Origin of the sequence: Streptomyces sp. NPDC058674 (assembly GCF_042716505.1) — a bacterium.
Classification (GTDB): domain Bacteria; phylum Actinomycetota; class Actinomycetes; order Streptomycetales; family Streptomycetaceae; genus Streptomyces.
In genome coordinates this window covers 21382-44595 of the sequence record NZ_JBHXSC010000032.1, presented here as the reverse complement: position 1 = coordinate 44595, position 23214 = coordinate 21382, and the positions used below count along the sequence as shown (strand labels likewise).

The 23214-nt window shown below is 75.8% G+C and carries 19 protein-coding genes; 14 read left to right on the top strand and 5 right to left on the bottom strand.

Annotated elements, in window-relative coordinates; translation table 11 throughout:
- Nucleotide 1 precedes the first annotated feature (1 nt).
- Nucleotides 2-1078: a histone protein gene (locus ACFWU6_RS18370; protein ID WP_383981919.1), complete on the bottom strand. Its 1077-nt coding sequence runs from the start codon at nucleotides 1076-1078 to the stop codon at nucleotides 2-4.
- A gap of 218 nt (nucleotides 1079-1296) precedes the next feature.
- On the opposite strand from ACFWU6_RS18370, the gene ACFWU6_RS18365 reads away from it, so the two are divergent.
- The 8 genes from ACFWU6_RS18365 to ACFWU6_RS18330 are packed head-to-tail and all read left to right on the top strand — an operon-like array spanning nucleotide 1297 to nucleotide 5149.
- Nucleotides 1297-1674 (top strand): gas vesicle protein, encoded by a 378-nt coding sequence (locus tag ACFWU6_RS18365; RefSeq protein ID WP_383808211.1) that lies wholly within the window; start codon nucleotides 1297-1299, stop codon nucleotides 1672-1674.
- Between the two features lie 28 nt (nucleotides 1675-1702).
- Entirely contained in the window at nucleotides 1703-2155 is a 453-nt protein-coding gene (gvpJ, locus tag ACFWU6_RS18360) for a gas vesicle protein GvpJ (protein ID WP_383808208.1), read from the top strand.
- 3 nt (nucleotides 2156-2158) lie between these two features.
- Nucleotides 2159-2878 carry a GvpL/GvpF family gas vesicle protein gene (locus tag ACFWU6_RS18355; protein ID WP_383981917.1) on the top strand — a complete coding sequence of 240 codons (720 nt, stop codon included), beginning with the start codon at nucleotides 2159-2161 and terminating at the stop codon, nucleotides 2876-2878.
- A gap of 40 nt (nucleotides 2879-2918) precedes the next feature.
- A complete protein-coding gene (locus ACFWU6_RS18350) occupies nucleotides 2919-3167 on the top strand; it encodes a gas vesicle protein GvpG (RefSeq protein WP_383808202.1) in 249 nt (82 codons plus the stop codon).
- Between the two features lie 48 nt (nucleotides 3168-3215).
- A complete protein-coding gene (locus ACFWU6_RS18345) occupies nucleotides 3216-3635 on the top strand; it encodes a gas vesicle protein (RefSeq protein ID WP_383808200.1) in 420 nt (139 codons plus the stop codon).
- The gene (locus ACFWU6_RS18340; protein WP_383981915.1) at nucleotides 3632-4516 is read left to right on the top strand and encodes a GvpL/GvpF family gas vesicle protein; all 885 of its coding nucleotides are present in this window, start codon (nucleotides 3632-3634) and stop codon (nucleotides 4514-4516) included. Before ACFWU6_RS18345 ends, ACFWU6_RS18340 begins: the two co-directional genes overlap by 4 nt.
- A complete protein-coding gene (locus ACFWU6_RS18335; RefSeq protein WP_383808195.1) occupies nucleotides 4513-4734 on the top strand; it encodes a gas vesicle protein in 222 nt (73 codons plus the stop codon). Before ACFWU6_RS18340 ends, ACFWU6_RS18335 begins: the two co-directional genes overlap by 4 nt.
- Complete coding sequence (locus ACFWU6_RS18330) at nucleotides 4727-5149, top strand: gas vesicle protein K (RefSeq protein WP_383808191.1); 423 nt, start codon at nucleotides 4727-4729, stop codon at nucleotides 5147-5149. The genes ACFWU6_RS18335 and ACFWU6_RS18330 overlap by 8 nt, the downstream gene beginning before the upstream one ends.
- A 33-nt stretch (nucleotides 5150-5182) precedes the next feature.
- Here the strand turns inward: ACFWU6_RS18330 and ACFWU6_RS18325 are convergent, their stop codons facing one another.
- Entirely contained in the window at nucleotides 5183-5803 is a 621-nt protein-coding gene (locus ACFWU6_RS18325) for an HdeD family acid-resistance protein (protein WP_383808188.1), read from the bottom strand.
- A 202-nt stretch (nucleotides 5804-6005) separates the two neighbouring features.
- Nucleotides 6006-7337, bottom strand: coding sequence for a sulfite oxidase (locus tag ACFWU6_RS18320; protein ID WP_383808185.1), 1332 nt, complete (start codon nucleotides 7335-7337; stop codon nucleotides 6006-6008).
- A 154-nt stretch (nucleotides 7338-7491) separates the two neighbouring features.
- On the opposite strand from ACFWU6_RS18320, the gene ACFWU6_RS18315 reads away from it, so the two are divergent.
- Nucleotides 7492-8025 (top strand): GNAT family N-acetyltransferase, encoded by a 534-nt coding sequence (locus ACFWU6_RS18315; protein WP_383981913.1) that lies wholly within the window; start codon nucleotides 7492-7494, stop codon nucleotides 8023-8025.
- 106 nt (nucleotides 8026-8131) lie between these two features.
- On the opposite strand, the gene ACFWU6_RS18310 is transcribed toward ACFWU6_RS18315, so the two are convergent.
- The gene (locus ACFWU6_RS18310; protein ID WP_383981912.1) at nucleotides 8132-8425 is read right to left on the bottom strand and encodes a hypothetical protein; all 294 of its coding nucleotides are present in this window, start codon (nucleotides 8423-8425) and stop codon (nucleotides 8132-8134) included.
- The gene (locus tag ACFWU6_RS18305; RefSeq protein WP_383981910.1) at nucleotides 8422-9165 is read right to left on the bottom strand and encodes a DUF1524 domain-containing protein; all 744 of its coding nucleotides are present in this window, start codon (nucleotides 9163-9165) and stop codon (nucleotides 8422-8424) included. Before ACFWU6_RS18305 ends, ACFWU6_RS18310 begins: the two co-directional genes overlap by 4 nt.
- Before the next feature lie 199 nt (nucleotides 9166-9364).
- Between ACFWU6_RS18305 and ACFWU6_RS18300 the strand changes: the two genes are divergently transcribed.
- The 5 genes from ACFWU6_RS18300 (at nucleotide 9365) to ACFWU6_RS18280 (ending at nucleotide 22876) form a co-directional block, all read left to right on the top strand.
- A complete protein-coding gene (locus ACFWU6_RS18300) occupies nucleotides 9365-10237 on the top strand; it encodes a DUF4132 domain-containing protein (RefSeq protein WP_383981908.1) in 873 nt (290 codons plus the stop codon).
- Nucleotides 10234-15255 carry a DNA-binding protein gene (locus tag ACFWU6_RS18295; protein ID WP_383981906.1) on the top strand — a complete coding sequence of 1674 codons (5022 nt, stop codon included), beginning with the start codon at nucleotides 10234-10236 and terminating at the stop codon, nucleotides 15253-15255. The genes ACFWU6_RS18300 and ACFWU6_RS18295 overlap by 4 nt, the downstream gene beginning before the upstream one ends.
- A gap of 435 nt (nucleotides 15256-15690) precedes the next feature.
- Nucleotides 15691-16854, top strand: a complete 1164-nt coding sequence (locus tag ACFWU6_RS18290; protein ID WP_383981904.1) for an AAA family ATPase — start codon at nucleotides 15691-15693, stop codon at nucleotides 16852-16854.
- Nucleotides 16851-20888, top strand: coding sequence for a DUF5682 family protein (locus ACFWU6_RS18285; RefSeq protein WP_383981903.1), 4038 nt, complete (start codon nucleotides 16851-16853; stop codon nucleotides 20886-20888). Before ACFWU6_RS18290 ends, ACFWU6_RS18285 begins: the two co-directional genes overlap by 4 nt.
- Nucleotides 20885-22876, top strand: a complete 1992-nt coding sequence (locus tag ACFWU6_RS18280) for a hypothetical protein (RefSeq protein ID WP_383808165.1) — start codon at nucleotides 20885-20887, stop codon at nucleotides 22874-22876. Before ACFWU6_RS18285 ends, ACFWU6_RS18280 begins: the two co-directional genes overlap by 4 nt.
- The last annotated feature ends 338 nt before the right edge of the window (nucleotides 22877-23214 follow it).

Below are 23214 nucleotides of genomic sequence, written 5' to 3'. Positions count from 1 at the left end.
CCTACCTCCGCGTGGACGGCTTGCGGCCCGACGTCTTCTTCGCCGCGGTCTTCTTGGCTGCCGTTTTGCGCGCCGGAGTGCGCGCTGCGGTCTTCTTCGCGGCCGCCTTGCCGGCCGGGGGGCGCGTAGCCGTCTTCTTGGCGGCCTCCTTGCGCGCGGGACCGCTTGTCGCGGTCTTCTTCGCCGGTGCCTGCTTCGCCGTCTTCTTGGCGGCGGTCTTGGACGGCGTGGTCTTCTTCGCGGCCGCTGTCCGGGACGGAGTCTTCGCCGCCGGCGCCTTCTTGGCGGGCGGCTTTGCCGGAGCCCTCCCTGCGGGCGCCTTCTTGGCCGCTGCCTTCCTGGCCGGAGGCGGCTGCTCCGAGGAAGCTGAGCGGCGTGCCCTGCTGGCGGGTGCGTCCGGGGCGGACCCCTTTCGGGTCGGGGGCCGACCGTGCCTGCGAGGCGGGGGTTCTTCCTCGGGTTCCTCTTCTTCCTCCTCCTCTTCCTCCTCTTCCTCCTCTTGCTCCTCTTGCTCCTCGGGCTCGTATGTGTCCTCCGCTTCGCCCTCCTCCTCGGCGGGCTCCTCCTCTTCCTCTTCCCCTGCCTCCCCGTCGTCTTCCTCGTCTTCCTCCTCGTCCTCGTAGCCCTCCTCGGCTTCCGGTTCCTCGTAGCCCCCCTCGTCTTCGCCGTCGGCCTCGTACTCGTCTTCGTACGCCTCGTCTTCCTCCTGGTCCTGGTCCTGGTCTTGGTCCTGGTCCTGGTCCTCTTCGTCTTCGGGAGCGGCGGAGCTGCCCAGTTGGGAAGTGCGCTGGTGCAGCGAGCCGGCGAGGTCGGCGAGCTTGCGGTTGGCCGCGGCTCCCAGAGCCTTCTTGCCCGCCTCCAGGGCCTCGCCGCGGAGCTGGTCGCTTATCTCGGCGAACTGTGGCGTCTCCTTGAGTTTGGTGAGGCCCTGTGCCATGAGCTGGCCGGGCTCGAGACCGAAGCGTCGGCCGGCGAGGTAGGTCGCCGCTGTGAAGGCGAGGCGGCCCTTTTTCGTCCGTCCGAGTACGTAGCCCCCGGCCACCGCGGCCGCGAGCGCGATTTTTGTCGTGTCCTGCATGAGCTGCTGTCCCTTCACCAGGGCGCTTGCGGGCTGTACGTCACCGCTCGGCAACACCGTCTGGGTCTGCGGATGTGCCGGCTGCCGTCCTCGACGTGCCGGCCGGGGGACGCCCCGCTCGGGCGGCCTGTGTAACCGCCTACCCTCGATGCGGGACATATCCCCTATATGCTGACATTGTAGTTTCAGCACGCGATGTTCCCCCAGCGGAGTGACAGATGGCCGCATCAGAACCGGCGCGTCCGCGCAGAGCCCGTCCCCGCCCGGCCGAAGAGGCCGAGGAGCGGGACCCGCCTCCGCGAGTCCGCCGCGCCCCCGCCAAGCGCAGGGCAGGAGTGCCCACGGCGGCCTCGGCGATGCGCTCCGCAGCCGGGCAGCTGGCCCAACTCCTGGGCCGGACCCCCGACTCCGTCTCGTCGCTCAAACCGGCCGAGGGCGGCTGGGAAGCACAGGTGGAGGTGGTGGAACTGGAACGCATCCCCGACACGACGAGCGTGATGGCCAGCTACAAAGTCGCCCTGGACCCGGACGGAGAGCTCGTCTCCTACGAACGGACCCGCCGGTACACCCGGGGCACGATCGACCGGCCGACCTGAAGCCAGGCCGCCCCGGAAAGGAGGCGCCATGACCATGGTGCCGCAGAGCGGCAGCAGCGTAAGCAGGGGCGGAAGCAACTCGGGAAGCCTCTACGACGTCCTGGAACTCATCCTCGACCGCGGTCTGGTCATCGACATCTTCGTCCGCATCTCGCTCGTGGGCATAGAGCTCATCAAAATCGACGCCCGCATCGTCGTGGCCAGCGTCGACACCTACCTCCGGTTCGCCGAAGCATGCAACCGCCTCGACCTCGAAGCAGGCCGCAAAGCCCCCGCCCAGCTTCCCGAGGTCGTCGGAAACATGATGGAGGGCGGGGCCCGCGGCAAGTCCAAGGGGGCCCTCAGCGGAGCCGTCGAGGCCGTGACGGATTCCCTGTCCGGCCGCTCATCCGAGGAGCCCGAACAGGACGAGGCCGAGGCCGAGGCCGCTCCCAGGAAGCGGCGCCCCGCCCGGCGCCCGGTTCGCCGGGAGAGGGAGTGACCGATGGCGCTCTACGTGTACGCGATCACCGGCGAGGACCACCCGCGTCACCTCGACGGCCTGACCGGGGTCGGCGCCGACCCGGCGCCGGTACGCGCGGTCACCGCCGGACCCCTGTGCGCAGTGGTCAGCGACATCGCCGAGGAGATCCGGCCCAAGCGCCGGGACCTCCAGGCACACCAGGACGTGCAGGAGCGCCTGATGGCCGGCGGCGTGGTCCTGCCTCTGCAGTTCGGCTACACCGCCCCCGACGACGAAGCCGTCCGCCAAGCCCTCCAGGAGAACACGAACGGCTACCTGGCCACGCTCGAACGACTGGAGGGCTGCGCCGAGTACCACGTCCGGGCGTCCCAGGCGGACGAGGACGAGTTGCTCCGCCGGATCCTGCAGGACTCCGACCAGGCCAGGGACATCAACGACCGGATCCGGGCCGGCGCGCAGGACCCGCAGCTGCCCCTCGCACTCGGGGAGCTCATCGCCCGCGAGGTGGAAGAACGCCAGGAGTCACTGGCAGCGGAACTGGCCCGAGCCCTCATGCCCTACGCCCGGGACAGTGCCACCCACCCGCCCTCGCCCCCCGATTTCCTCAACCTGTCGCTGCTCGTACCGCACGAACGCAAGGACGACTTCCTCGCGGTACAGGCCAGCCTCGCCACGCAGATCGACGGCGGCGTCGAGTTCCGGCTCACCGGCCCCCTGCCGCCCTACAGCTTCGTCCAGTGACGATCCGCAACCCTCCGAACGCGAAAGGCGGACACGAACCATGGGACTGCTGAGCCGCCTGTTCACCCTTCCCGTCGCGCCCGTCGAGGCCGTCGTATGGGCCGCCCAGCGCATCGCCGAGAAGGCCGAGGACGAGTACTACGACCCGGCCCCGGTGTGGCGCGAGCTCGCCGACCTGGAGCGGCGTCTGCTGCGCGGCGAGATCGACCAGGACACCTTCGACCGCCGGGAGGACGAACTGATCGACCGGCTGACGGAGATCGCAGAGTTCCGCCGGCAGGTCCCGTGACGGACATCCGCCGGCGGTTTCCCGTGACGGACAAGTGGAGGCCGCATCGTGTCTGAGCCACTACCCGGCCGACTCGGGTCCTTCCCGTCCCGCGCCCCGACGCCGTACGGACAGAGCACCTCCAGCCTCGCCGACATCCTGGAGAGGGTCCTCGACAAAGGCATCGTCATCGCCGGCGACATCCGCATCAACCTGCTCGACATCGAACTGTTGACGATAAAACTTCGGATCCTCATCGCCTCCGTCGACAAGGCGAAGGAGATGGGCATCGACTGGTGGGAGCACGACCCCTCGCTTTCCTCCCGGCATACCGGCAGCCCCTTGGAGCAGGAGAACCGCCGACTGCGCGCCGAGTTGGAGGACCTGCGCCGCGAACGCCTGGAGGCGCCCGATCCACCGCCCCGCACCACCGGTGAGGAACCCGAGGACGGTGCCGCCGGCGGCAGAGCACGGGGGCGCGGCAAATGAACACGACCCACGGCACGACCGACGGCACGACCGACGGCACCCTGACCTACGTCTACGCCGCAGCCCCGCACACGCAGCGCCTCCGCGACGCAGTGGCGGGCCTCCGCGGCATCTACGGTTCGCCCGTCATGCTGCTCATGGCGCCCCCGAGCACCCGCCGGCCGCTCCTGGCCTTCGCCTCCAGCCACGTACCGCGGCGTGACTTCAACGAAGACGCCCTGAAGAACCACTTCGAGGACCTGGAGTGGCTCGAGAGCGTCGCCCGGGCGCACCATGACGTCGTACAGGCCCTCTCCCTGCGCACCGCCGTCCTTCCCCTGCGCATGGCCACCGTGTACCAGGACGACGACCGGGCCGGCCAGGCGCTCGCAGAACAGCACAACGCCTTCGCCCAACGGCTCGCCGAGCTCACCGACCACACCGAATTCGGTGTGAAGGTCTATCTCACCCCCACCAGGTCAGGCACCGAAACCACCGGAACCGCCTCCGGGCCCCCCGCAGCCACCACGCCAGGCAAGGCCTACCTCCAGCGCCGCAAGGCCCAGCACAGCGCCCAGGAAGCCGTCTACAGCCAAGCGCAACGCGCCGCCGCGGCCATCGAGGCCATCGCCGCCCGGTACGCCTCCCGGCACGCACGCCACCCCACGCAGAGCGGCGCCCTGACCGGTCCCGCCGAGAACGTCCTGAACGACGCCTACCTGGTCCCCGACACCTACGCGGAGCAGTTCCGGGCCGCCATCGTCGAAGCCGCCGACGCCTTCGACAGCGTCCGCGTCGAAGTGACCGGGCCGTGGGCGCCCTACTCCTTCGCCATGGCGCCCCCGGAACGCCCGGAGACCACCGCCACCTCCACCTCCACCGGCCAGGGACACCCCTCATGACGCTCGCGGAGCACGGAGAACCGCTGCCCGGACGCCAAGTCGCCCTGGTGGACCTTCTCGACCGGCTGCTCAGCGGCGGCGTGGTCATCACCGGCGACATCGTCCTCTCCATCGCCGACATCGACCTCGTCCGCATCTCACTCCGCGCCCTCATCGTGTCGGTCAGCTCCGAAACCCGACCGGTGACGGCCGGCCCGGACGGCGGCCGACATGAGTGAGGAACGCCCCGAGCAGCAGTCTCAGCACCTCCGGCCTCCGCCGCCCGGGCCCGGCCTCGACGGCATCGGCGACACGATGTCCCGGGCGTTCCGCCTCCTGCAGGCACCCCCCGCTCCCCACGACGCACGCCCGCGTACGGCGCACCGCATGTACACGGACCGCGACACCGTGGGAGAGGACCTCCTCAAGCTCGTCCTCACCCTGGTCGAACTCCTGCGCCAGCTCATCGAGCGCCAGGCGCTGCGCCGGGTCGACGCGGGCGACCTCACCGATGAGCAGGAGGAGGAACTGGGAGCCACGCTCATGGCCCTCCACGACCGCCTTGCCGACCTGTGCGCCCAGCACGGCTACGCGCTCGAGGACCTCAATCTCGACCTCGGCCCGCTGGGCCCCCTCCTGCCGCCCCGGAGCTGACGGCCACGCCGCGACGGCGTCGACGCTCGGCGCTCAGACGGGCGGCGGCGTGGGCGCGGCGCCGCGGGTGGCGGAGCGCAGGGCGAAGGCCATCACCACTTCGAAGACGCCCAGCAGGACCAGCCACAGTCCCAGCAGCCGTGTCAGCGCGACGGCCGAGTCCACCGGGAAGCAGAGCACGACGATTCCGGCGACGGCGCCGAGGGCGCCCAGGGCGAACAGCAGGCCGCGGTGCACGAGCGCCCGGTCGGCGATCGCGACGTACGCCGTGAGCACTCCGGTCAGCAGCCAGAACACTCCGACGATCAGGGACAGCGCGCCGATCGTCTGCATCGGATGGCGCAGGACCAGCACGCCCGCCAGGAACGCCAGCATGGCGATCATGATCCCGGCCAGTCTGCTGCCGCCCCCGTCGCCGCTGTGCGAGAAGGCCGTGACGAAACGGAAGCCGCCGGCCACCAGGAGCTGGAGACCGATGATCACGGCCAGGATGTGCAGCGTCTCGTCCGGCCACACGAGCACCAGGATGCCCGGGATCAGGGTCGCGAGGGCGAAGCCGAGCGCCCAGTGCCACGAGCCGCCGAGCCGTCTGAGGACGTCCTCGGGATCACTCTCCCTGCGCTGTAGCGGTGTCACGTCGGGGGAACCGGTCATCACGCCTCCCGAGCCGGCCGAAAGGCCCTGTGGGACCCTACGACACCATCGGATATATCGGACACATCGGCCTGTCAGGCCCACCTTAGGCCGGTGTGCCACGGCTCGCTGCTCCGGCCGCCCCTCGACGCCACCGGGGCGCCGCCCGCGGGGTGCCCCCAACCGGTCCGGGGGGCCGCCTCCGCACCCCCCGGAGCGATACTCAGACCACCGTCACCGGGTGGCGCACCACCGCGTCGAAGAGGTAGCCCTGCGTGTTGTGGGCCGCCTCAGCGGGCTGCGTCCGCCCGGTCGCGTCCGTGGCCCGTGCCAGCAGGGCGGTCGGCCCCGGCGTCCGGGGCGTCCACGGCAGCGACCAGCGCACCCAGCCGCCCCGGCGCGGAGCGTCGTGCAGCCTGGCCCGCTGCCACCGCCCGCCCCCGTCGGTGCTGACCTCCACCCGGTGCACGGGCGCCGCGCCCGACCAGGAGCGGCCGGTCAGCAGCCGCGTCCGGTGCACCGGGACGGCCGCGCCCAGCTCCAGTTCGAAGGCGCTCTTGAGGGTCTGCCGGGTCAGCGGGGCGCTGCCCTGCGGCGGCAGGCCGGGCCCGAAGAGCCGGTACAGGTCCGTGTTCCACGGCGTGTACAGCGGCTGCCCGCTCACCTCGATGTCCCCGACCCACTTGACCGAGGAGATCCCGATCCAGTCCGGCACGACCACCCGGACCGGTCCGCCGTGGTCGGGCGGCAGCGGCTCGCCGTTCATCTCGTACGCGAGGATCACGTCGTCCAGCGCCTTCGACACGGGCAGCGGCCGCCGCACCCGCCCCAGGTTCACCCCGTTCGCGACCACCTCGTCGTCCAGGCCCCGGGGCAGTACGTCCACGGCCCCCCGGGTGACGCCCGCCCGGCGCAGTACGTCCGACAGCCGGGCGCCGCGCCAGCGGGCCACGCCGATCGCGCCGAGGGTCCAGGCGGTTCCGGTCACCTGCTGGCCCTGCTGCGTGGTGTAGAAGCTCCGGCCGTTGCCCGCGCACTCGATGAACAGCGTCCGCTCGACCGCCGGCAGCGCGTGCAGCCGGTCGTACGAGAACTCCACCGGGCCTCCGGAGAGCGCGTCACCCCACACGTTCAGCCGCCACTCGCCGGCGTCCAGCCGCGGCGTGGCGGTGTGGTTGCGCACGAAGAAGCGGTCGACGGGCGTCAGCTGCCCCGTACCGCGCAGCGCGGCGAAGTTCGTCTCCGCGTTGGTGCCGCGGACGGTGAAGAGCTCGGGCGGCAGCGGCTTCACGATCCCCGGCAGGGCCGCGGGGGCGTCCGACGCGGCGCCGGCCCCGCCCGCCCCGGAGGCCTGGGCGGCCCCGCCCGCCCCGCGCGCCCCCGAGGCCTCGGCGGTCGGGGCCGCGCCCAGCCCGAGGGCGCCGGCCGCGGCCCCCGCCGCGAACAGCCCGAGCAGGTCGCGGCGGTCCACTCCGGCGGAGCGGGCGCGGCCGCGGGCCCACTGCCGCAGGCGCGCACGGTCGTACTGGCTCTCGTTCGACAGGTCGAGGGGCATGGCGGGATACTCCTGGGTCGCGGTTCCCGACGGACCGTAGAAGCCCGGCCCCACCTGCGGGAACCCTCTCGCCACGATGGCCACGAACCTGCAACACGGCCGCAATGACGGGCCCGATTACCGCTGCGCGGCGGCGTTGGGCAGGATGGGCCGCATGACCGAGATCCTGACCCCCCGCCTCATCCTCCGCCGCTGGCACGACGACGACCTCATCCCCCTTTCGGAGATCGACGGGGACGCCGAGGTGATGCGGTGGATCGGCGACGGCTCGGTCCGCGACCTGGACGGGACCGCCGAGGAAATCGAGCGGATGGAGGAGGAGTGGGACGAGGAGGGCTTCGGGCTCTTCGCCGTCGAGCTCCTGGGCTCCGGCGAGCTGATCGGCGTCGTCGGACTGTCGGTGCCCGAGTACCTGCCCGAGGTGATGCCGGCCGTCGAGATCAGCTGGCGCCTCGGCCGCCAGTACTGGGGTCAGGGCTATGCCTCCGAGGCCGCCCACGCCACCCTGGAGTTCGCCCTCCAGGACCGCGGTCTGGACCGCGTCGTCGCGGTCAACCGGGCGGGCAACGACGAGTCCGAGAACGTGATCCGCAAGCTCGGCATGGTGGCGGAGCGCGACACCACCCACCCCGCCTACGGACACCTGCTGCAGATCCACGGCATCGACCTCACCGAGTACGAGGCCTGAGCAGCCCGCGGACCGGGCGCATCTCCCGGTCGGACGACCCCGGTGCCGTCTGACCCGCGCGCGACCCGAGCCGCCGGGACCGGCGGCCCGCACGGGACCGGGAGTCTCAGACGGGGCCGGTCCCCGGCGCCTGGGCGCCGCCGCCCGCGCGGATCGCTTCGAGGGCGGCGGCGTGCAGGGCGGCGGGGTCGCCGTGGTGGGGGAGCGGGCTCCCGGTCAGGGTGTACCACTCGTCGGCGTCGGTGTACTGGACGTCGAAGCGCAGCAGCCCGCCGTCCTGCTCCGTGGTGCGCAGGGTGAGCGGACCGGTGATGACGCCGACCTCGTCGGTCATCGCACCGCCGGGTCCGGCCTTGACCTCGTCCTGCCGCCGCCCCGCGGCGGGTGTGACACCGGTCATGAGGCGCAGGTGTCCAGCATCGTGGTGAGCATCTTCTTCTCCGGTTCTGTGACGGTCAGTTCGTACGCGGACTTCACGGTGGTCCAGGCCCTGCCGTACTGGCACCAGCTCGACTTGTCCGTCGGCTGCCACAGGTCCGGGCTCTGGTCGCCCTTCGAGCGGTTCGAGGCCGCGGTCACCGCCAGGAGCTGGGGGTGCGTCAAGTCGTTGGCGAAGGCCTTGCGCCGGGCGGCGTCCCAACGGGCGGCGCCCGAGCGCCATCCCTCGGCCAGCGGCACCATGTGGTCGATGTCCATCTTCCCGGCGTCGGTGACGGCCGCCCCGTCGTACAGGCTCTTCCACCTGCCGGACACGGCCTTGCACTCCGCGTCCCGGGTGACGTCGGCGCCGTCGCGCTCGAGGACGACCTCGCGCGTGTCGCACCGGTCGCCCTGCTGCGCCCAGTGCGCGAACTTGTCGCGGCTGTACCCGGCCATCGTGCCGGTAGCCGCCACCTTCAGGGACGCCAGCCGGGTCCGTGCCACTTCCGCGGTCACCAGCCCCGGCAGGACGTCGCCGCCGGCCGGCCGTCCGCCAGCGCCCGGTTCGCCGGCGCCGCCCGGTGCGGACGCCGTCGGACTCCCGGCGCCCGACGGGCCCTTCCCGTCGGGAAACGTCCCGGCCGGGTCGGAACACCCCGCGACGGCCAGCAGCAGCGCCGCCGCCAGCACCGCACCGGGCACGTGTATCTGACGAACCATGACCCCACCCCAAACCGACCGCACGTCAACGTCCCGGTGAGCCTACCCAGATCCGGACAATCAACCGGACGGCAACCCTCCGGCGAGCGTTGTCAGTGGCTCTCGCTAGTCTCCCGGCATACCGCAGCCCAGAGGGGTCCCACCCCTCCGGTGAAGGCTGCGCGGACTCGAGCAGGACAGCGGGAGAGGGTGCGGGCGCATGGCATGGCTGGCGGCGGGCGAGGGGTACGAAATCGCCCTGGTGGAGGGGCGGGTGGCGGCGCGGTCCGTCGGCGGCCGCGGGGCGGGCAGGCAGTTGAGGACACTGCCCAAGGCACTGAAGGACCATCCCGAGGTGGACCGGCTGCGCCGGCTCGCCGCATGGCTCGACCGGCACGCGGCGGCCTGCGTCGCCCAGGTCGACGCCTGGATGGTGTCCTCGCTGCCGGTGCCGACCGCGCTGATCGCCCGCGTCTGGCCCGACGAGGCGTGGCAGCGCGCCCTGCGCGACCTGGCCGTCGTCGGAGCGGACCCCGAGGAGGCCGGATTCCTGCGGGACGCCACCGCCTCCGGTGAGCTGAGGGTGGTCAACCTCGACGGAGAGACGGTCCGCCTCTCCCCGCGCACGGTGACCCTGCCCCACCCGGTGCTGCTGCCCGACCTGGAGGACGTACGGGAGTTCGCGGCAGAGCTGGGCATCGTCCAGCAGGTCGAGCAGATCCACCGCGCCACCTGGCACAAGCCCGCCGGGCTCGCGGAGACCGCCACGGAGGTGCGCGACTACGCGGGCGGGGTCTTCCCCACGCGCTTCGGCCTCGCCGCCCGGGCCACCGGCCTCGGCTACCGGGTCTCCGGCGGCTACGCCACCTGCAAGGTCCGCGACACGGGCCGCGGCCGCGCCGTCGAGGCCGCGGTGTGGATCGGCGAGCCGTACTACGAGGACGAGACGAGCACGGGCGCCCTGAACTGGCACGACGAGGACGGCCGGGCGGTGCGCCTGGCGGAGGTCGGACCCGTCGCGTGGTCCGAGGGCATGAGGATGGCCGCGGCGCTGTACGCCGGGCGCAAGATCGAGGAGGGCGGGGACGCGTGAGCACCGACCGGATGGACACGAAGGGGACGGCCACCACCGTGGACGCGGACGTGAACGGGACGGCCACCGCCGCGGACGCGGACGGCGCACCCGGTGCGGGCGAGACCGCGCTGCTGCTCACGGCGGGCGCCGTGCTCCCGCCCGGCATCACCGGCGCCGGGCCCGGCGCCGTCGAGCTGACCGCGCGCAGCTACCGCCACCCCGCCCTCGGCGACGACCGCGTCGTCGTCCGGCTGGCCGCCGCCGAACTGGGCGCGGCCGAGGACCTCGCCGCCGGGTTCCTGGGGCTCGTACGCGAAGACGGCGAACCGCCGGTCGTCGGCCTCGGCCGGCGCCAGGCCCTGGGCTTCCCCGAGTGGGTCCTCGTCCACCACCCCGAGGACGGCCACCACGCGCTCGCCGTCGTCCCCGAACTGGACCGCCTCGCCCGCCAGGCCAAGGCCAAGCCCAAGGCCGCCCTCGACGCCTGCCACGAACTGGCCGGACGGCTCGCGGCCTCCGTCCCGCACTTCCTCCCCGTCTTCTACGAGCAGGCCGCCCGGACCTTCCTCGCCGTCGAGAACACCGCCTACGCCTCCCAGCTGTTCGGCCGCGCCCGCACCGCCGAGGCCCAGCACGGACTGAGCGTCGACGAGGACCGCCTCGACGCCGTGTTCCTCGAATTCGCCCTGGCCGGCGCCCTCCCGGTCAAGGTCCTCACCGGCTACGGCAAGGAGCTGTCGGCCCGCGTCACCCCCGCCGAGGCCCACACGCGCTTCCGCCGCCTGTGCGTGCGCCGCACCGCGGGCGGACTGCCGCCCTCCGCGCAGGCCGCCGGCGAACTGCGCCGCCTCGCCCGCGCCGCGGGCCTGACCGGCACCGAACCGGAGCAGGACTACCTCGCCGAACTGCTCCCGCTGCCCGCCACCCTCCGCGCCGCGACCGGCTGGTGGAAGACCCACCGCGCCGCGCTCATCGCCCTGGCCCGCCGCGTCCCCGCCGTCCGCGGCACGCTCCTCGGCCTGACCCCGCCCAGCGGCGGCGACAGCGCCGAACTCACCGCCATGTGGCTGGACATCCTGGAGGAGTCGGGTGCCACCGCCGGCCTGGTCTCCGAGGAGCTCCCCGACGAGCAGCAGTCCCCCGACGGCGCCGCCGGCTGGCTGGAGCGCTTCCACGCCGCCCGCCACCACGGCTGGAGCCTCTGCCCCACCCTCCCGGCGCTGCTCTCCCTCGTCGAACGCTGCGCGCCGCGGCTGCGCGGCGAACTCGCCCGCCCCGAGCGCGCCGAGGGCCTGCGCGTCGGAGTCCAGGACGCCGACCTGCTCGACCTGCTCCTCACCCTCGGACTCCGCGTCGCCGACCCGGACGAGACGGAGCGGCGCCACCGCCACGACCAGCTCAACCTGCGCGACTGGGCCCGCGCCGACCAGCGCCGCGACCTGCTCGCCGTCGCCGCCGACAGCCGCTTCCACCCCGCCTTCCGGCGGGCGCTGGACGCCCTCGGCGACGCCGCCGCCGGCGCCGACATCATCCAGGCCGTCGCCGCCTCCCCCGGGGGACGCCCGCTGCTCGCCGACTGGGTGCGCGAGGTCGCCGCCGCCTCCACCTCGGCCGGCCTCCCCGGAGTCCCCGACGCCATCCGCCGGCTGAGCTGGCTGCCTGCCGAAGGCCTCGCCCTCGCCCCCGCGGAGGTGGCCGCCGCGGCCGCCACCGACCTCGCCGAGACCCTCGCCCGCACCTTGCGCGGCGGCCTCTTCGAGGAACTGCAGTGGCCGTCGTGGGAGAGCGCCGTCGCCGACCTGTCCTCGGGCCGGCGCTCGTCCGACCTGACCGTGGTGGAAGCCTGGCCGCACCTGATCGTCGCCAACCGCACCCAGGTACGGGTCATCGACGCCGACTCCACCGTCCTCACCCACGACCTGCGCCTGCCCGCCGACTCCGCGAACCGCCTCGGATTCCACTACGTCGACGGCGAACTGCTCGTCTTCTGGTCGTCCTGGAGCGCCGGCCGGACCCAGGGCTACTGGCACACCTCGCCCGGCACCGTTTTCACCCTCGAAACCGACCGCGACTACTGGTCCCTGCGGTCCGACCACATCAGCCTGCCCCTCCCGGGCGGCGGCCGCGCCACCGGAGCGGCCGTCCTGCACGCCGGCGACACCCGGCTCCCCGCCGAGAGGCCCCTGCTGAGCGACGGCACCTCGTACTGGGTCCGGCACCTCCGCGACCGGCACCAGCACCAGGAGCAGCACCAGGACGACGGCTGGCAGGAGTACGACCCCGAAGGCCCCCACTACGGGCGGACCTCCCGGCCCGCCTTCCTCACCGACGCGCTCCGCGGCCACCCGGCCACGGCAGTCCTGTCCGATCACGGCTCCTGGCTCCGCCCGGCGCCCGAGGTCCCCGGCTCGGTACTCGGCGCCCCCGCCGACGGCCTGATCGGCTGGCGCGCGGTACGCCTCCCCGGCAACGGCTGGCACGGCAGCGACCCCGCCGGCCGGGCCGTCACCGTCCCCGAGGGCCACGACGCGCCCGTCGCGGCGCTCACCCTCCCCGGCGACGACCGGCCCCGCGCCCTGTCCCAGAGCTGGCGGGAGCTCACGCTCACCGACCCCGACGGCGTGGTCACCACGGCCTCGCGGGGCGACCACGGCCACGCCGCCTTCGCCACCGGCAGCGTCGAACTGCCGCCGCTCACCCACTGGTACGCGCTGCGTCCGCGCGACGCCCGGGGCTCGGCCGCCCTGCGCGCGGCCGACCGGGAGACCGTCGCCACCCTGCTCAAGGCGGCCGCCGCGGCCGAGCTGGCCGCCGACCTGCCGGCGCTGGTCGCCTCGGCCCTGCCGCAGGTCACCGCACCCGAACTGATCGGCGGCATCGTCGAGGTGCTCCGCTTCACCCTCACCCAGCAGCAGGCCCTCGACTCCGTCGCCGCCCGGCTCCGCCCGGACGCCCGAGCCGCCCAGGACACCGTCCGCGGCCCCGCCGACCGGCTCGTCGGAGACGCGCTCAGCGGACTCATCGGACCGGGCTACTACCGCGGCGGCTCCGACCACGACTGCGCCCACCGGCTGCTGCACGCACTCGCCGACACCTGCGCCCGGACCGACGCCGAGGCCGTACCGGGCCGGCTCCACTTCGACGCGCCCGCGCTGCCGCACTCCTGGCTCCCATGGACCGCACTGCTCGACCACCCGGCCGCCATCGCCTACCGTGCGGCCGCCCCGGCCGCCGACGACGAGCAGCGGGCGGCCCTCGTCGGCCTGCTCGGCGCGGTCGACGGACTCGGGCTGGCCTCGGCCCGGGGGTCGGCCGACCGCTGGCGCCGGGTCCTGCTCCACCTGGACCGGCGCCACCTCCAGACCCCCGACGGCATCGGGCGCGACCTCCACCAGCGCTGCGTGCTCCCGCTCGGCGGCGGCGCCGCCCTCGCCCCGACCGAGCACTCCGAATCCGTCCCGGACGGCCACGAGTTCGGCGCCCTCCTGCACGACCCCACCGGCCGGTTCGCCGTGCCCGGCCCCTACACCGTGCGCGGCCGGGCCCCACTCGGCGACCGGCAGCGCGACCCCGGCTGGCTGACCGGCTTCCTCGCCGCCGCCGCCGAACACGGCCCGGCGCCCTTCCGCCCCGAGGCCGCCGAGGAGTTCAGCCGCCTCACCGGCGTCTCCGGCGCCCTCGCGCGGCTGGTCGTCGCCGGAATGCCGCACATCGACGGCTGGGCGCGCACCTTCCTCCCCACGGAGCTGCGTACGGCCCTCGGACTCAAGGCCGCCGACGCCGCGAGCGCCCGCGACGAGCTCAAGAGCCTCGACGTCGACATCCGCCGGGACGTGGTCGCGGCCCTCCTGCCCGCCGACCCGGCGCTGCTGTGGAGCCGGGGCCCCGACGCGGCCGCCGCCGCGGAGGTCTGGAACCGGAGGGTGGGCCGACGCACCCCCGTCCCGGACTGGCTGGCCGCCGAGGCGGCGCGCGCCGTGCGCAGCGGCTGGCCCGCCCACCGCTCCCTGCCCGCACTGCTCGACCCCGCGGCCTCCCGGGAACTGTCCGTCGACGTCGCGTGGGGCGTCAACGGCGACCACGCGGAGCCCCGCGAGCCGGCCACCGAGCCCTTCACCTCCGCCGTCCTGGCCGGAGCCGTCGCCATGGCGTCCTGGCTCGCGCACCGGCTGCCCGCGGGCGACCCCGTACGGGCCGTGCTGCCGCCCGCGCTCACGGCCGTACGGCAGCGGCTCGCCGCGCCGGAGCTGCTGCTCGGCCTCCCGAGCTACGTCGGCCTCGCCGACTTCCGCACCGCGGCGGGCACACCGACCGAGACCGCCGGGGACCACGAGCGCTACGGCGCGGTCGTGCTGCCCACCCACGACGACCGGCCCAGGCCGGCGCTGCGGACCGCCCTGCTGGACTCCACGGGCTGCGACCCGTACCTGCCGCTGCTGCGCGGCGCCGACCAGCACCCCTCGGGCGTCGAGGTCGCGCTGCGGACCGTGCACGACCCGCGGTTCGCGGCGCTGCTCGCCGACCCGGGAGCCCCGGCCGCGGGCGCCGCCGACGCCGACGGGACGTGGTGGCCGCAGGACCCGGGCCGGTCGGTGCCGGAGCCGGTGGCGGAGGTCGGCGCAGCGTACGGCCTGGGCGCCGACGCGGCCACCGTCTACCTGGCGCTGCTCGCCATGCCCGACCCGACCGACCGCAACACCGCGCGCTGGACCGGCTGGAAGCCCGCCCGGCTCAAGGCGGCCCGCGCCGAGTTGGCCGCCACCGACCTGGTGGTGACGGCCAGCCGCAGCCGGGCGGGGCGCACGCTGTTCCTGCCGGGCGGGTGGGCCGAGCAGTCGTCCCCGACACTGCCGGTGGAGCAGTGGAAGCTCCCGCTGTACGACCTGGCGCCGGGGGGCAGCCCGGCGCTGGGCGTACTCGTACCGGCGGAGCCGGCCGCGGACCTCTACCGGCGGGCCTGGCGGCGCGTCCGGGAGGGCGACGCCCCGCGCTTCGAACAGCTCCAGGTCAAGCGCACCCGCAAACGCCGCGCCTGACCGGCCGCACGGGGCGGGCCCCTGCCCCCACCATGGCTCCGCGGCGGGCGCCGGGCCCCGTCGGTCCGAGGGGACCCGCCGGGGACCCGCCGGGGACCCGACGGGCGGCCCGCCGGGGACCCGACGGGCGGCCCGCCGGGGACCCGACGGGCGGCCCGTGCGGGTCCCGTCCGGGCCGTGCGGCGTGGTGGCGCGCGGTGCCGGGCGGTTGCCGCCGGTCGCGTCCGGGTCCCGGCCCGGACCGGTACCGCTGCCTTCGGGCGACGGCCGGCGCGCACCGCGGGCCCTCGGAGCCCGGAGCCGGGGAGCGGGCCGCCTCCGGGCAGCCGGGGCCCAGCGGCTGCCCGGCCCGCCACCCACCTGCTCCGCCGGCCCCGCCCACCCCACTCAGCCGCCCTTCCGACCGACCGACCACCCCCATGGAGGACCACCCCGATGACCCGCACCGAACAGCCCGCCACTCAGGCTCCTGCCCGTCAGGCGGTCCCGGCGGAGGAGCGGTACGCCGCCGAGCTCGCCTTCCTCGCCGCCCAGGACCCCGGCCCCCGCCCGCCCGGCTGGGCCCTGACCCCGCGCGCGGTCGTCACGTTCGTCTGCGGCAGCGACGGCGTCGAGTTGGCGCTGCCCGAGCGCCGCAGCGGGCTGCCCATGAAGCTGGCTGTGGCCCCCAAGTTCGTCGGCGAACGCGCCTTGGTGGAGCGCTGTGTGGTCACCCTCGCGGGAGAGCGCGGCCTGCTCCTCACGGGCGAGCCCGGAACCGCCAAGTCGATGCTGTCCGAGCTGCTGGCCGCCGCCGTCTGCGGCACCAGCGCGCTCACCGTCCAGGGCACGGCCGGCACCACGGAGGACGCCTTCCGCTACGGCTGGAACTACGCGCTCCTGCTCGCCCAGGGCCCCACCTCCGCGGCCCTGGTGGACTCCCCGGTGCTCTCCGCCATGCGCACCGGGCGGGTGGTCCGGATCGAGGAGATCACCCGCTGCCTGCCCGAGGTGCAGGACGCGATGGTGTCGATCCTGTCCGACCGGCGGATCACCGTCCCCGAACTGACCGCCACCGAGGACGCGGTGGTCGCCGCCGCCCCCGGATTCACGGTCATCGCCACCGCCAACCTGCGCGACCGCGGCGTCTCCGAGATGTCCGCCGCCCTCAAGCGGCGCTTCAACTTCGAGACCGTCGCCCCGATCGCGGACGCCGACGCAGAAGCGGAGCTGATCCGCCGCCAGGCCGTCGCCGCCGTCCAACGGGCCGGGGCCGCCTTCGGCGTCGACGACGCCGTGCTCGACGCGCTCGTCACCGTCTTCCGAGACCTGCGCTCGGGCCGCTCCGCGGAGGGATGGGACGTGGAACGCCCCGGTACGGTCATGTCCACCGCGGAAGCCGTACAGGTCGCGGCGTCGCTGGGCGTCTCCGCCGCGTACCTGCCGGGCGGGGACGTGTTGGACCTGCTGCCGGGCCACCTGCTGGGCGTCGTACGCAAGGACGACCCGGCCGACCACGGGCGGCTGCTGGGCTACTGGGACGGCCCGGTGCGCCGCCGCGCCGAGGACGGCTCGGCGATGTGGCGCCGCCTGTGGGACCTGCGCGGGAGCCTGCGATGACGACGATCGGCCTGTACGACGGCCCGCCCGCGGACGCGCCCGCGGACGCGGACGCGGGCGCCGGCACCGACCCGCGGGTGGCGGTCGAGGCGCTGGCGGCGTCGCGCACGCCGTACCTGCTCGGGGTGCGCCACCACAGCCCGGCGCTCGCCGCGGTGGTTCCCGCGCTGTTGGACGCCTCGGGCGCGGAGGTGGTCTGCGTGGAGCTGCCCGAGGAGTTCCAGCCGTGGCTGGAGCACCTGGCCGACCCGGAGACGGTGGCTCCGGTCGCCCTGGCGGGCACGACGGAGGGGGGCCGCCTGGCGTTCTACCCGTTCGCGGACTTCTCGCCGGAGCTGGCCGCGATCCGCTGGGCCCGCTCCCGCGGCGTGCCCGTCCTGTGCTGCGACCTCCCCCTGTCGTCCCGGGCCTGGGGTGCGGCGCCCAGGGACTCCGGCCCCGACCGGCCGGTCGACGCGGTGCCGGTCGCGTCGGACGGGGGCGTCGACGCGGCGTCGGCTGCGTCGGACGCGGGCGGCGGGGCGACCCTCGCCCCGACCCCCGACGCTGCACCGGAAGCCCCCGCCGGAGGGCGGCAGGACGCGCGCACGGGGGAGCGGCCCGTCGGCGCCCCGGTCGCGACCCCGCGGGCGTCGTACGCGGACGGGCTCGTCGCGGCCGGTACCGGCCGTGACGGGGACGACATGTGGGACCGCGCCGTCGAGGTCCTCGCACCGGGGTGTTCGCCGGAGGCCGTACGGCGTGCGGCGCTCGGTGTCGGCTGGGCGCTGCGCCAGGACGCCGACGTCCTGGCCGCCGACCTGGCCCGCGAGGCCCGGATGCGGGAGGTGATCGCGGACGCGGCCGCCGGAGGCCGCCGAGTGGCCGCCGTGATCGGCGCCTTCCACGCCCCGGCCCTCCAAGCCCCCGCCGGCGACCTGCCCGCCGCTCCGGCGACCCGGGTCCCGGCCGCCGGGCCGGCGGCCGAAACGCACCCCGCTCCGTCCCGCGCCGCCGTGCCCGCCGCTGCGGGCTCGGACGCCGGCCCGGACGCCGGGTCGGACCCAGCTGCGCCCGCCGCCCCGGCGCCCGCCGTCGCGGGCCCGGGTGGGCGTGGGGTCGCGGAACCGGGCCGCGCCCGCCGCGCCGGGAGCGGTGGAGGCCTCGGGGCGGGGCCGGGGGTCGGCGGGGCGGCGTACGGGAGCGGGGGCGCCGCCGTGACCTCCCTCGTGCCCTACTCCTTCGACCTGCTCGACGCCCGTTCGGGATACCCCGCCGGCATCCGGGACCCCCTCTGGCAGCAGGCCGTCCTCCTGGCCGGGGGCGACCCCGTGCTGGTCCGCGAGGCGGCGTCCGTCGCCGTCACCGGGCTGTGCCGGGAGCTGCGGCGCGCCGGACACACCGCCGGGACGGGCGAGGCCGCCGAGGCCCTGCGGCTGGCCTGCGACCTCGCCGTCCTGCGCGGGCTGCCCGCGCCGGGCCGCGGCGAGCTCCTCGAGGCCGTCACCACCGTCCTGGGCCAGGGCGAACCCCTCGGCCGGGGCCGCGCGCTGGCCCGCGCCCTGGAAGCGGTCTTCGTCGGCACCGCACGCGGGCGGATCACCCCGCACGCGCCCCGCTCCGGCCTCGGCCCCTCCGTGGAGGCCGAACTGGCGGAGCTGCGGCTGCCCGGCCCCGACGAGCCCGCCGCCCGCGAGCTGCGCCTCGATCCGCTCCGCTCGCCCCTCGACGGCCGCCGCGAGGTCCTGCTGCAACGGCTCCTCGTGTGCGGCGCCTCCTACGGCGAACCCCTCACCGTCGCGGCCACCGGCGACGGCGCCGCCCTCACCACCAAGTGGCGCCTGGCCTGGAACCCTTCGGTCCCCGCCCGCCTCGACCTCGCCGGGGTGCGCGGCGTCACCGCGGCCCAGGCGGCCGCCGGAACCCTGCGCGACACCGCCCGCCGCGCCGCCGCCGACGGCGGGCCCACCCCGGCCCAGCTCCTCGCCGCGCTGGCCGCCGCCGCGCGCTGCGACCTGCCCGAGCTGGTCGACGTACACCTCCAAGAGGCAGCGGCCGTCCTGCCGCAGACCGCGTCCCTGCCCGAACTCCTCCACGCCCTCGACCTCCTGGAAGCCCTGCGCCGCGGTCATCTCCCCGGCACCGACGCCCGGTCGCGGGCCGCCGCGGCCGCACTCACCGGCGAGCTGCTCGAAGCGGCCGTGCGCACCCTGCCCGGTCTCGCCGGCAGCGAGGACCCCGCCGACGCGGCCGCCCTGGTCGCCCTCGCGGACCGGGCGGCCGCCCGGCACCTGGGCCTGCGTACCGACGCCGCCCTCGCGGACCTCGCCGCCGCCGGATCCCCGCTGATGCAGGGGGCGGCGCTGGCGGTACGGGTGCTCCTCGACCTCGATCCGGCCGCCGCGCTCGGAGGTCGCGCCGCCGGATGGATCGACGGCGCGGCCACCCCCGACAGCCGTCGGGCCCTGACCCGCCGGCTCGGCGGACTCCTGACCGCCGCCGGCCCCCTCCTCCAGTCCTCCCCGGCCGCCCTCGACCCGCTCCTCGACCGCGTCGACCACCTCGCCGACCAGGACTTCCTCGACCGCCTCCCCGCCCTGCGCGGCGGATTCGACGCCCTGTCACCCGCGGCCCGCTCCCGACTGCTGGACACCGTCACCGAGCGCCTGGGCGACGCCGTCGACCTCACGCTCGACGCGCCGCCCGCCCTGCTGGCCCTCTGGGCGGCCGCCGACGCCGCCGGTTTCGCCGCCCTGAGGGAATTGCCGCTCCCGGACCCGGACCGGCACCCGGACATGCACGCGCAGCCGCTCACGGCGGTCGAGACCGAGACCGAGGCCGCTGCCACCGCCGCCACCACCACCGCCACCGCGTTCACCGAGGCGCGGTCGACACTGCCGCGGGCGGTGCCCGGCGGAGGCCCGCGGATCGCGCCCGCCGACCGCTGGCGCCTGCTGCTCGGCCGTGAACGCGACCGGCTCCCCGCCGGAGCCCGCCGGTACGCCCGAGCCCTCGACGAGCTGTACGGCTCCGGGCGGGGCGAGGGCGCCGCGGACATCGACGGCGGCGGGGGCGGCGGGGGCGGCGGGGGCGGCGGCCAGGAGGCGTCCTTCCCCACCGCGCGGGAGTGGTCGCAGGAGCTGGAGGCCCTCTTCGGCGCCGACGTCCGGGAGGAAGTGCTCGCGGGAGCCGCCGAAACCGGGCGCACCGACGTACTGACGCAGTTGGACCCGGCGAGCGTACGGCCGTCGGTGGAACTGCTCAGCTCCGTGCTCTCCCTGGCCGGCGGCATGCCCGAAGCCCAGCTCGCCCGCCTGCGGCCGCTGGTCAGGCGACTGGTCGAGGAGTTGGCCAGGGAGCTCGCCACCCGCCTGCGCCCGGCGCTCTCCGGCCTCGCCACCCCGCGGCCCACCCGGCGTCCCGGTGGCCGGCTCGACCTGGCCCGCACGGTGCGCGCGAATCTCGCGCACACCCGCAGGCGCCCCGACGGCAGCGTGGTCGTCGTCCCCGAACACCCCGTCTTCGCCACCCGCGCCGGCCGCGAGGCCGACTGGCGGCTCGTCCTGGTCGTCGACGTCTCCGGCTCCATGGAGGCCTCGGTCATCTGGTCGGCCCTCACCGCGGCCGTGCTCGGCGGCGTACCGACCCTGTCCACCCACTTCCTCGCCTTCTCCACCCAGGTCGTGGACCTCACCGACCGGGTGGCGGACCCCCTGTCCCTGCTGCTGGAGGTCCGGGTGGGGGGCGGCACGCACATCGCGGCCGGGCTCGCGCACGCCCGCTCCCTGATCACCGTCCCGAGCCGGACCCTCGTCGTCGTGGTGAGCGACTTCGAGGAGGGCGCCCCGATCGGCGGACTCCTCGGCGAGGTGCGCGCGCTGGCCGCCTCCGGTGCCCACCTCCTGGGCTGTGCGGCGCTCGACGACACGGGCGCGCCCCGGTACTCCGTCGGCGTCGCCCGTCAACTCGTGGCGGCCGGCATGCCCGTGGCCGCCCTCAGCCCCCTCGCCCTCGCCCGCTGGGTGGGCGACCGACTCCGCGGGGAGCCCCGTTGAACAGCACCGCACCCGAACTGCCGCCCGTCGCGCCCGAGGTGCTCGCCGAAGCCGTCGAGAGCCTCACCGCCCGGCTGCGCAAGAAGCTCGACGCCGCCACCGCGACCTGCGCGGCGGCCGCCGTCCGAGAGGCGGACGGCAGTGTCGGCGTCCGCTTCGGCGAGGACGCCGTCGTCACCTTGCGACCGGGACCCGACGGAAGCGTGTCCCGAGCCGAACAGGCCGTGTGCAGCTGCCTGTTGGCGCCCCGCTGCCTGCACCGGGCCGCCGCGCTGGGCGCGGCCCCGCTCGCGGACGCACCGCCGCCGGAGCCCGCGGCCCCACCGGCGGACGCGACCCCGGCCGGAGGGGCGGCGCCCGACGACCCACCACCCGGCGGGGCCGCGGCATGCGCCGCAGCGGCCCACGCGTCCGGGGCCGCGCCCGGGTCCACGTCCTCGCCTGCGTCCGGGTCCGGGTCCAGGTCCGTGCTCGCGTCCGGGCTCGCGCCTGCCTCCGGGTCCGCGTCCACGTCTCCGCCTGCGCCCAGGTCCGGGTCCGGAGCCGCGGGGCCCAGCGGGCGGGCCCTGACCCGGGCGCAGTCCGCCGCCGCCACCGCGCTGTGGAGTGCGGCTGCCGAGGCCCTCGCCGCCGGAGTCACCGCGGGCGGCGCCGTGGTCCAGGCCGAACTGCTGCGCGCCGCGCACACCGCACGCCTCGCCGCACTCCCGCGGGCCGAGGCGGCCGCGCTGAGGGTCGTACGGGGCCTGCGCGCCGCGCGCGAACGCCAGGCCGCCCAGCGCCTCGGCGACCTCACGGACGCCTTCCGTGAACTCCTGCACACGGCCGGTCTGCTGGCATCCGGAACCGCGGCTCCGGAGTGGACCGGCACGGCCCGCCGGGCCTATGCCCCGGGCGGCAGCCTCCAGGTGTACGGCCTGTGCCGCGAACCGGTGCTGTCGGCCGCCGGGTACGGGGGAGTGGTCACCCACCTCCTCGCCCCGGACGGCGCCCGCTACTCCGTCGCCGACGTGCGCCCCGGCGGCCTGGCCCGCGCCCGCGGCGCCGGCTCCGCCTCCGTCGCCCTCGGCGGAGCCGTCCTCGACCACGCCGGGCTCGCCCGCGGAGGGCTGCGCATCGCGGGGGCGACCGTCTCGCCGGAAGGACGGCTCGGCGCCGGTCGCGGGGTCAAGGCCACCCCGCTCCCCGGAACCGCCTGGACGGCGGAGCCGGCCGCAGCGCTCTTCGCCCGTCCGGCCGCCGAGGCGGTGGCCGCCGGGCTCGCCGACCCGACCGGGGCCGAAGGGGCCCTGCTCGGCTGCGATGTCGCCGTCGTCGGCGCGGCCGGCGAACACCTCCTGGCCCGCGAGACCCGGCCGGACGCGCCCCTGCTCCGGCTGCGCGCCGCACACCCCCACCCGGAACTGCCCCACGCGGCGAACCTCCGCCGCCTCGCCGGACGCCCCGGGCTCCGGCTCCGCATCCTGGGCCGCCCCGACCTGGACCGCGCGGCCACCCTGCGCCCGCTCGCCGTCGGCCCCGTCCCCGGTGCCCCGTACACGCTGCGGCTCCCCGACGCATGGCTGGGCCGGGCCGACCTCGGCTACGACCGCCTGCAGGGCGCGCACTTCCCGCCCGAGCCCGGGGACCCGGCCGAGGAGTCCGTCGTACCGGGACCGGACCCGCTGGCCGACTCCCCGCTGTGGCGGGTACGCCGCCTCCTGGAGGCCGGGGTCGCGGGTGGGCGCCGCGCCGTCGCGGAAGCGGCCAGGGCGGAGGGCCACCGGGCCGGGAGGGCCCCGCTGCGCCGGGCCGGCTTCACGGCGGCCGCGGAGCGGGCCGAGGCCCTGGCCGCCGAGGCCGACCGGCGGCCCCGCGACCGCTTCGGCCGCCTCGGCGACCCCTCTTCCGATGCCTACGCCTGGGCCTGGCTGGCAGCGGCCACCCACCTGGCGACGGCCGAACGCACGCTGGTCGCCGCCTCCTGGGCCCCCACCACACCCCGATGACGCCCCGGCCCCCCGGCGCCCGTACGGCAGCGCCCCCACCGCAGCGCCCGCACGCGGCAGGGCGCGGAGCCCGGCGCGGCGCACGGGAAGCGCGCGCACGAGAGCCGCTGAACGGCCTGCTCAGGGCGGTCGCCGACCTCCCACGCACTCTCGGCGGACTGCCGGACACCTTGCGGCGGACCGGGACGCCCACCTGCGCGGTAGCGCGGCCACCCCGGCGAGCGCGTCGCCGGCCGGCCCCGCCGCCCGGCCCAGCGGACCCGCGAATCCTTCGGGCCTACCGGTACCGGAGGCGCGTTCGTGCCCGCCGCGATCTCTTCCGGACCGGTCGCCACCGT

Bases quoted from the DNA above. Each gene is read 5' to 3' on its own strand.
- ACFWU6_RS18370 (WP_383981919.1), bottom strand. From the start codon at position 1,078: ATGCAGGACACGACAAAAATCGCGCTCGCGGCCGCGGTGGCCGGGGGC.
- ACFWU6_RS18365 (WP_383808211.1), top strand. From the start codon at position 1,297: ATGGCCGCATCAGAACCGGCGCGTCCGCGCAGAGCCCGTCCCCGCCCG.
- gvpJ (WP_383808208.1), top strand. From the start codon at position 1,703: ATGACCATGGTGCCGCAGAGCGGCAGCAGCGTAAGCAGGGGCGGAAGC.
- ACFWU6_RS18355 (WP_383981917.1), top strand. From the start codon at position 2,159: ATGGCGCTCTACGTGTACGCGATCACCGGCGAGGACCACCCGCGTCAC.
- ACFWU6_RS18350 (WP_383808202.1), top strand. From the start codon at position 2,919: ATGGGACTGCTGAGCCGCCTGTTCACCCTTCCCGTCGCGCCCGTCGAG.
- ACFWU6_RS18340 (WP_383981915.1), top strand. From the start codon at position 3,632: ATGAACACGACCCACGGCACGACCGACGGCACGACCGACGGCACCCTG.
- ACFWU6_RS18335 (WP_383808195.1), top strand. From the start codon at position 4,513: ATGACGCTCGCGGAGCACGGAGAACCGCTGCCCGGACGCCAAGTCGCC.
- ACFWU6_RS18330 (WP_383808191.1), top strand. From the start codon at position 4,727: ATGAGTGAGGAACGCCCCGAGCAGCAGTCTCAGCACCTCCGGCCTCCG.
- ACFWU6_RS18325 (WP_383808188.1), bottom strand. From the start codon at position 5,803: ATGACCGGTTCCCCCGACGTGACACCGCTACAGCGCAGGGAGAGTGAT.
- ACFWU6_RS18320 (WP_383808185.1), bottom strand. From the start codon at position 7,337: ATGCCCCTCGACCTGTCGAACGAGAGCCAGTACGACCGTGCGCGCCTG.
- ACFWU6_RS18315 (WP_383981913.1), top strand. From the start codon at position 7,492: ATGACCGAGATCCTGACCCCCCGCCTCATCCTCCGCCGCTGGCACGAC.
- ACFWU6_RS18310 (WP_383981912.1), bottom strand. From the start codon at position 8,425: ATGACCGGTGTCACACCCGCCGCGGGGCGGCGGCAGGACGAGGTCAAG.
- ACFWU6_RS18305 (WP_383981910.1), bottom strand. From the start codon at position 9,165: ATGGTTCGTCAGATACACGTGCCCGGTGCGGTGCTGGCGGCGGCGCTG.
- ACFWU6_RS18300 (WP_383981908.1), top strand. From the start codon at position 9,365: ATGGCATGGCTGGCGGCGGGCGAGGGGTACGAAATCGCCCTGGTGGAG.
- ACFWU6_RS18290 (WP_383981904.1), top strand. From the start codon at position 15,691: ATGACCCGCACCGAACAGCCCGCCACTCAGGCTCCTGCCCGTCAGGCG.
- ACFWU6_RS18285 (WP_383981903.1), top strand. From the start codon at position 16,851: ATGACGACGATCGGCCTGTACGACGGCCCGCCCGCGGACGCGCCCGCG.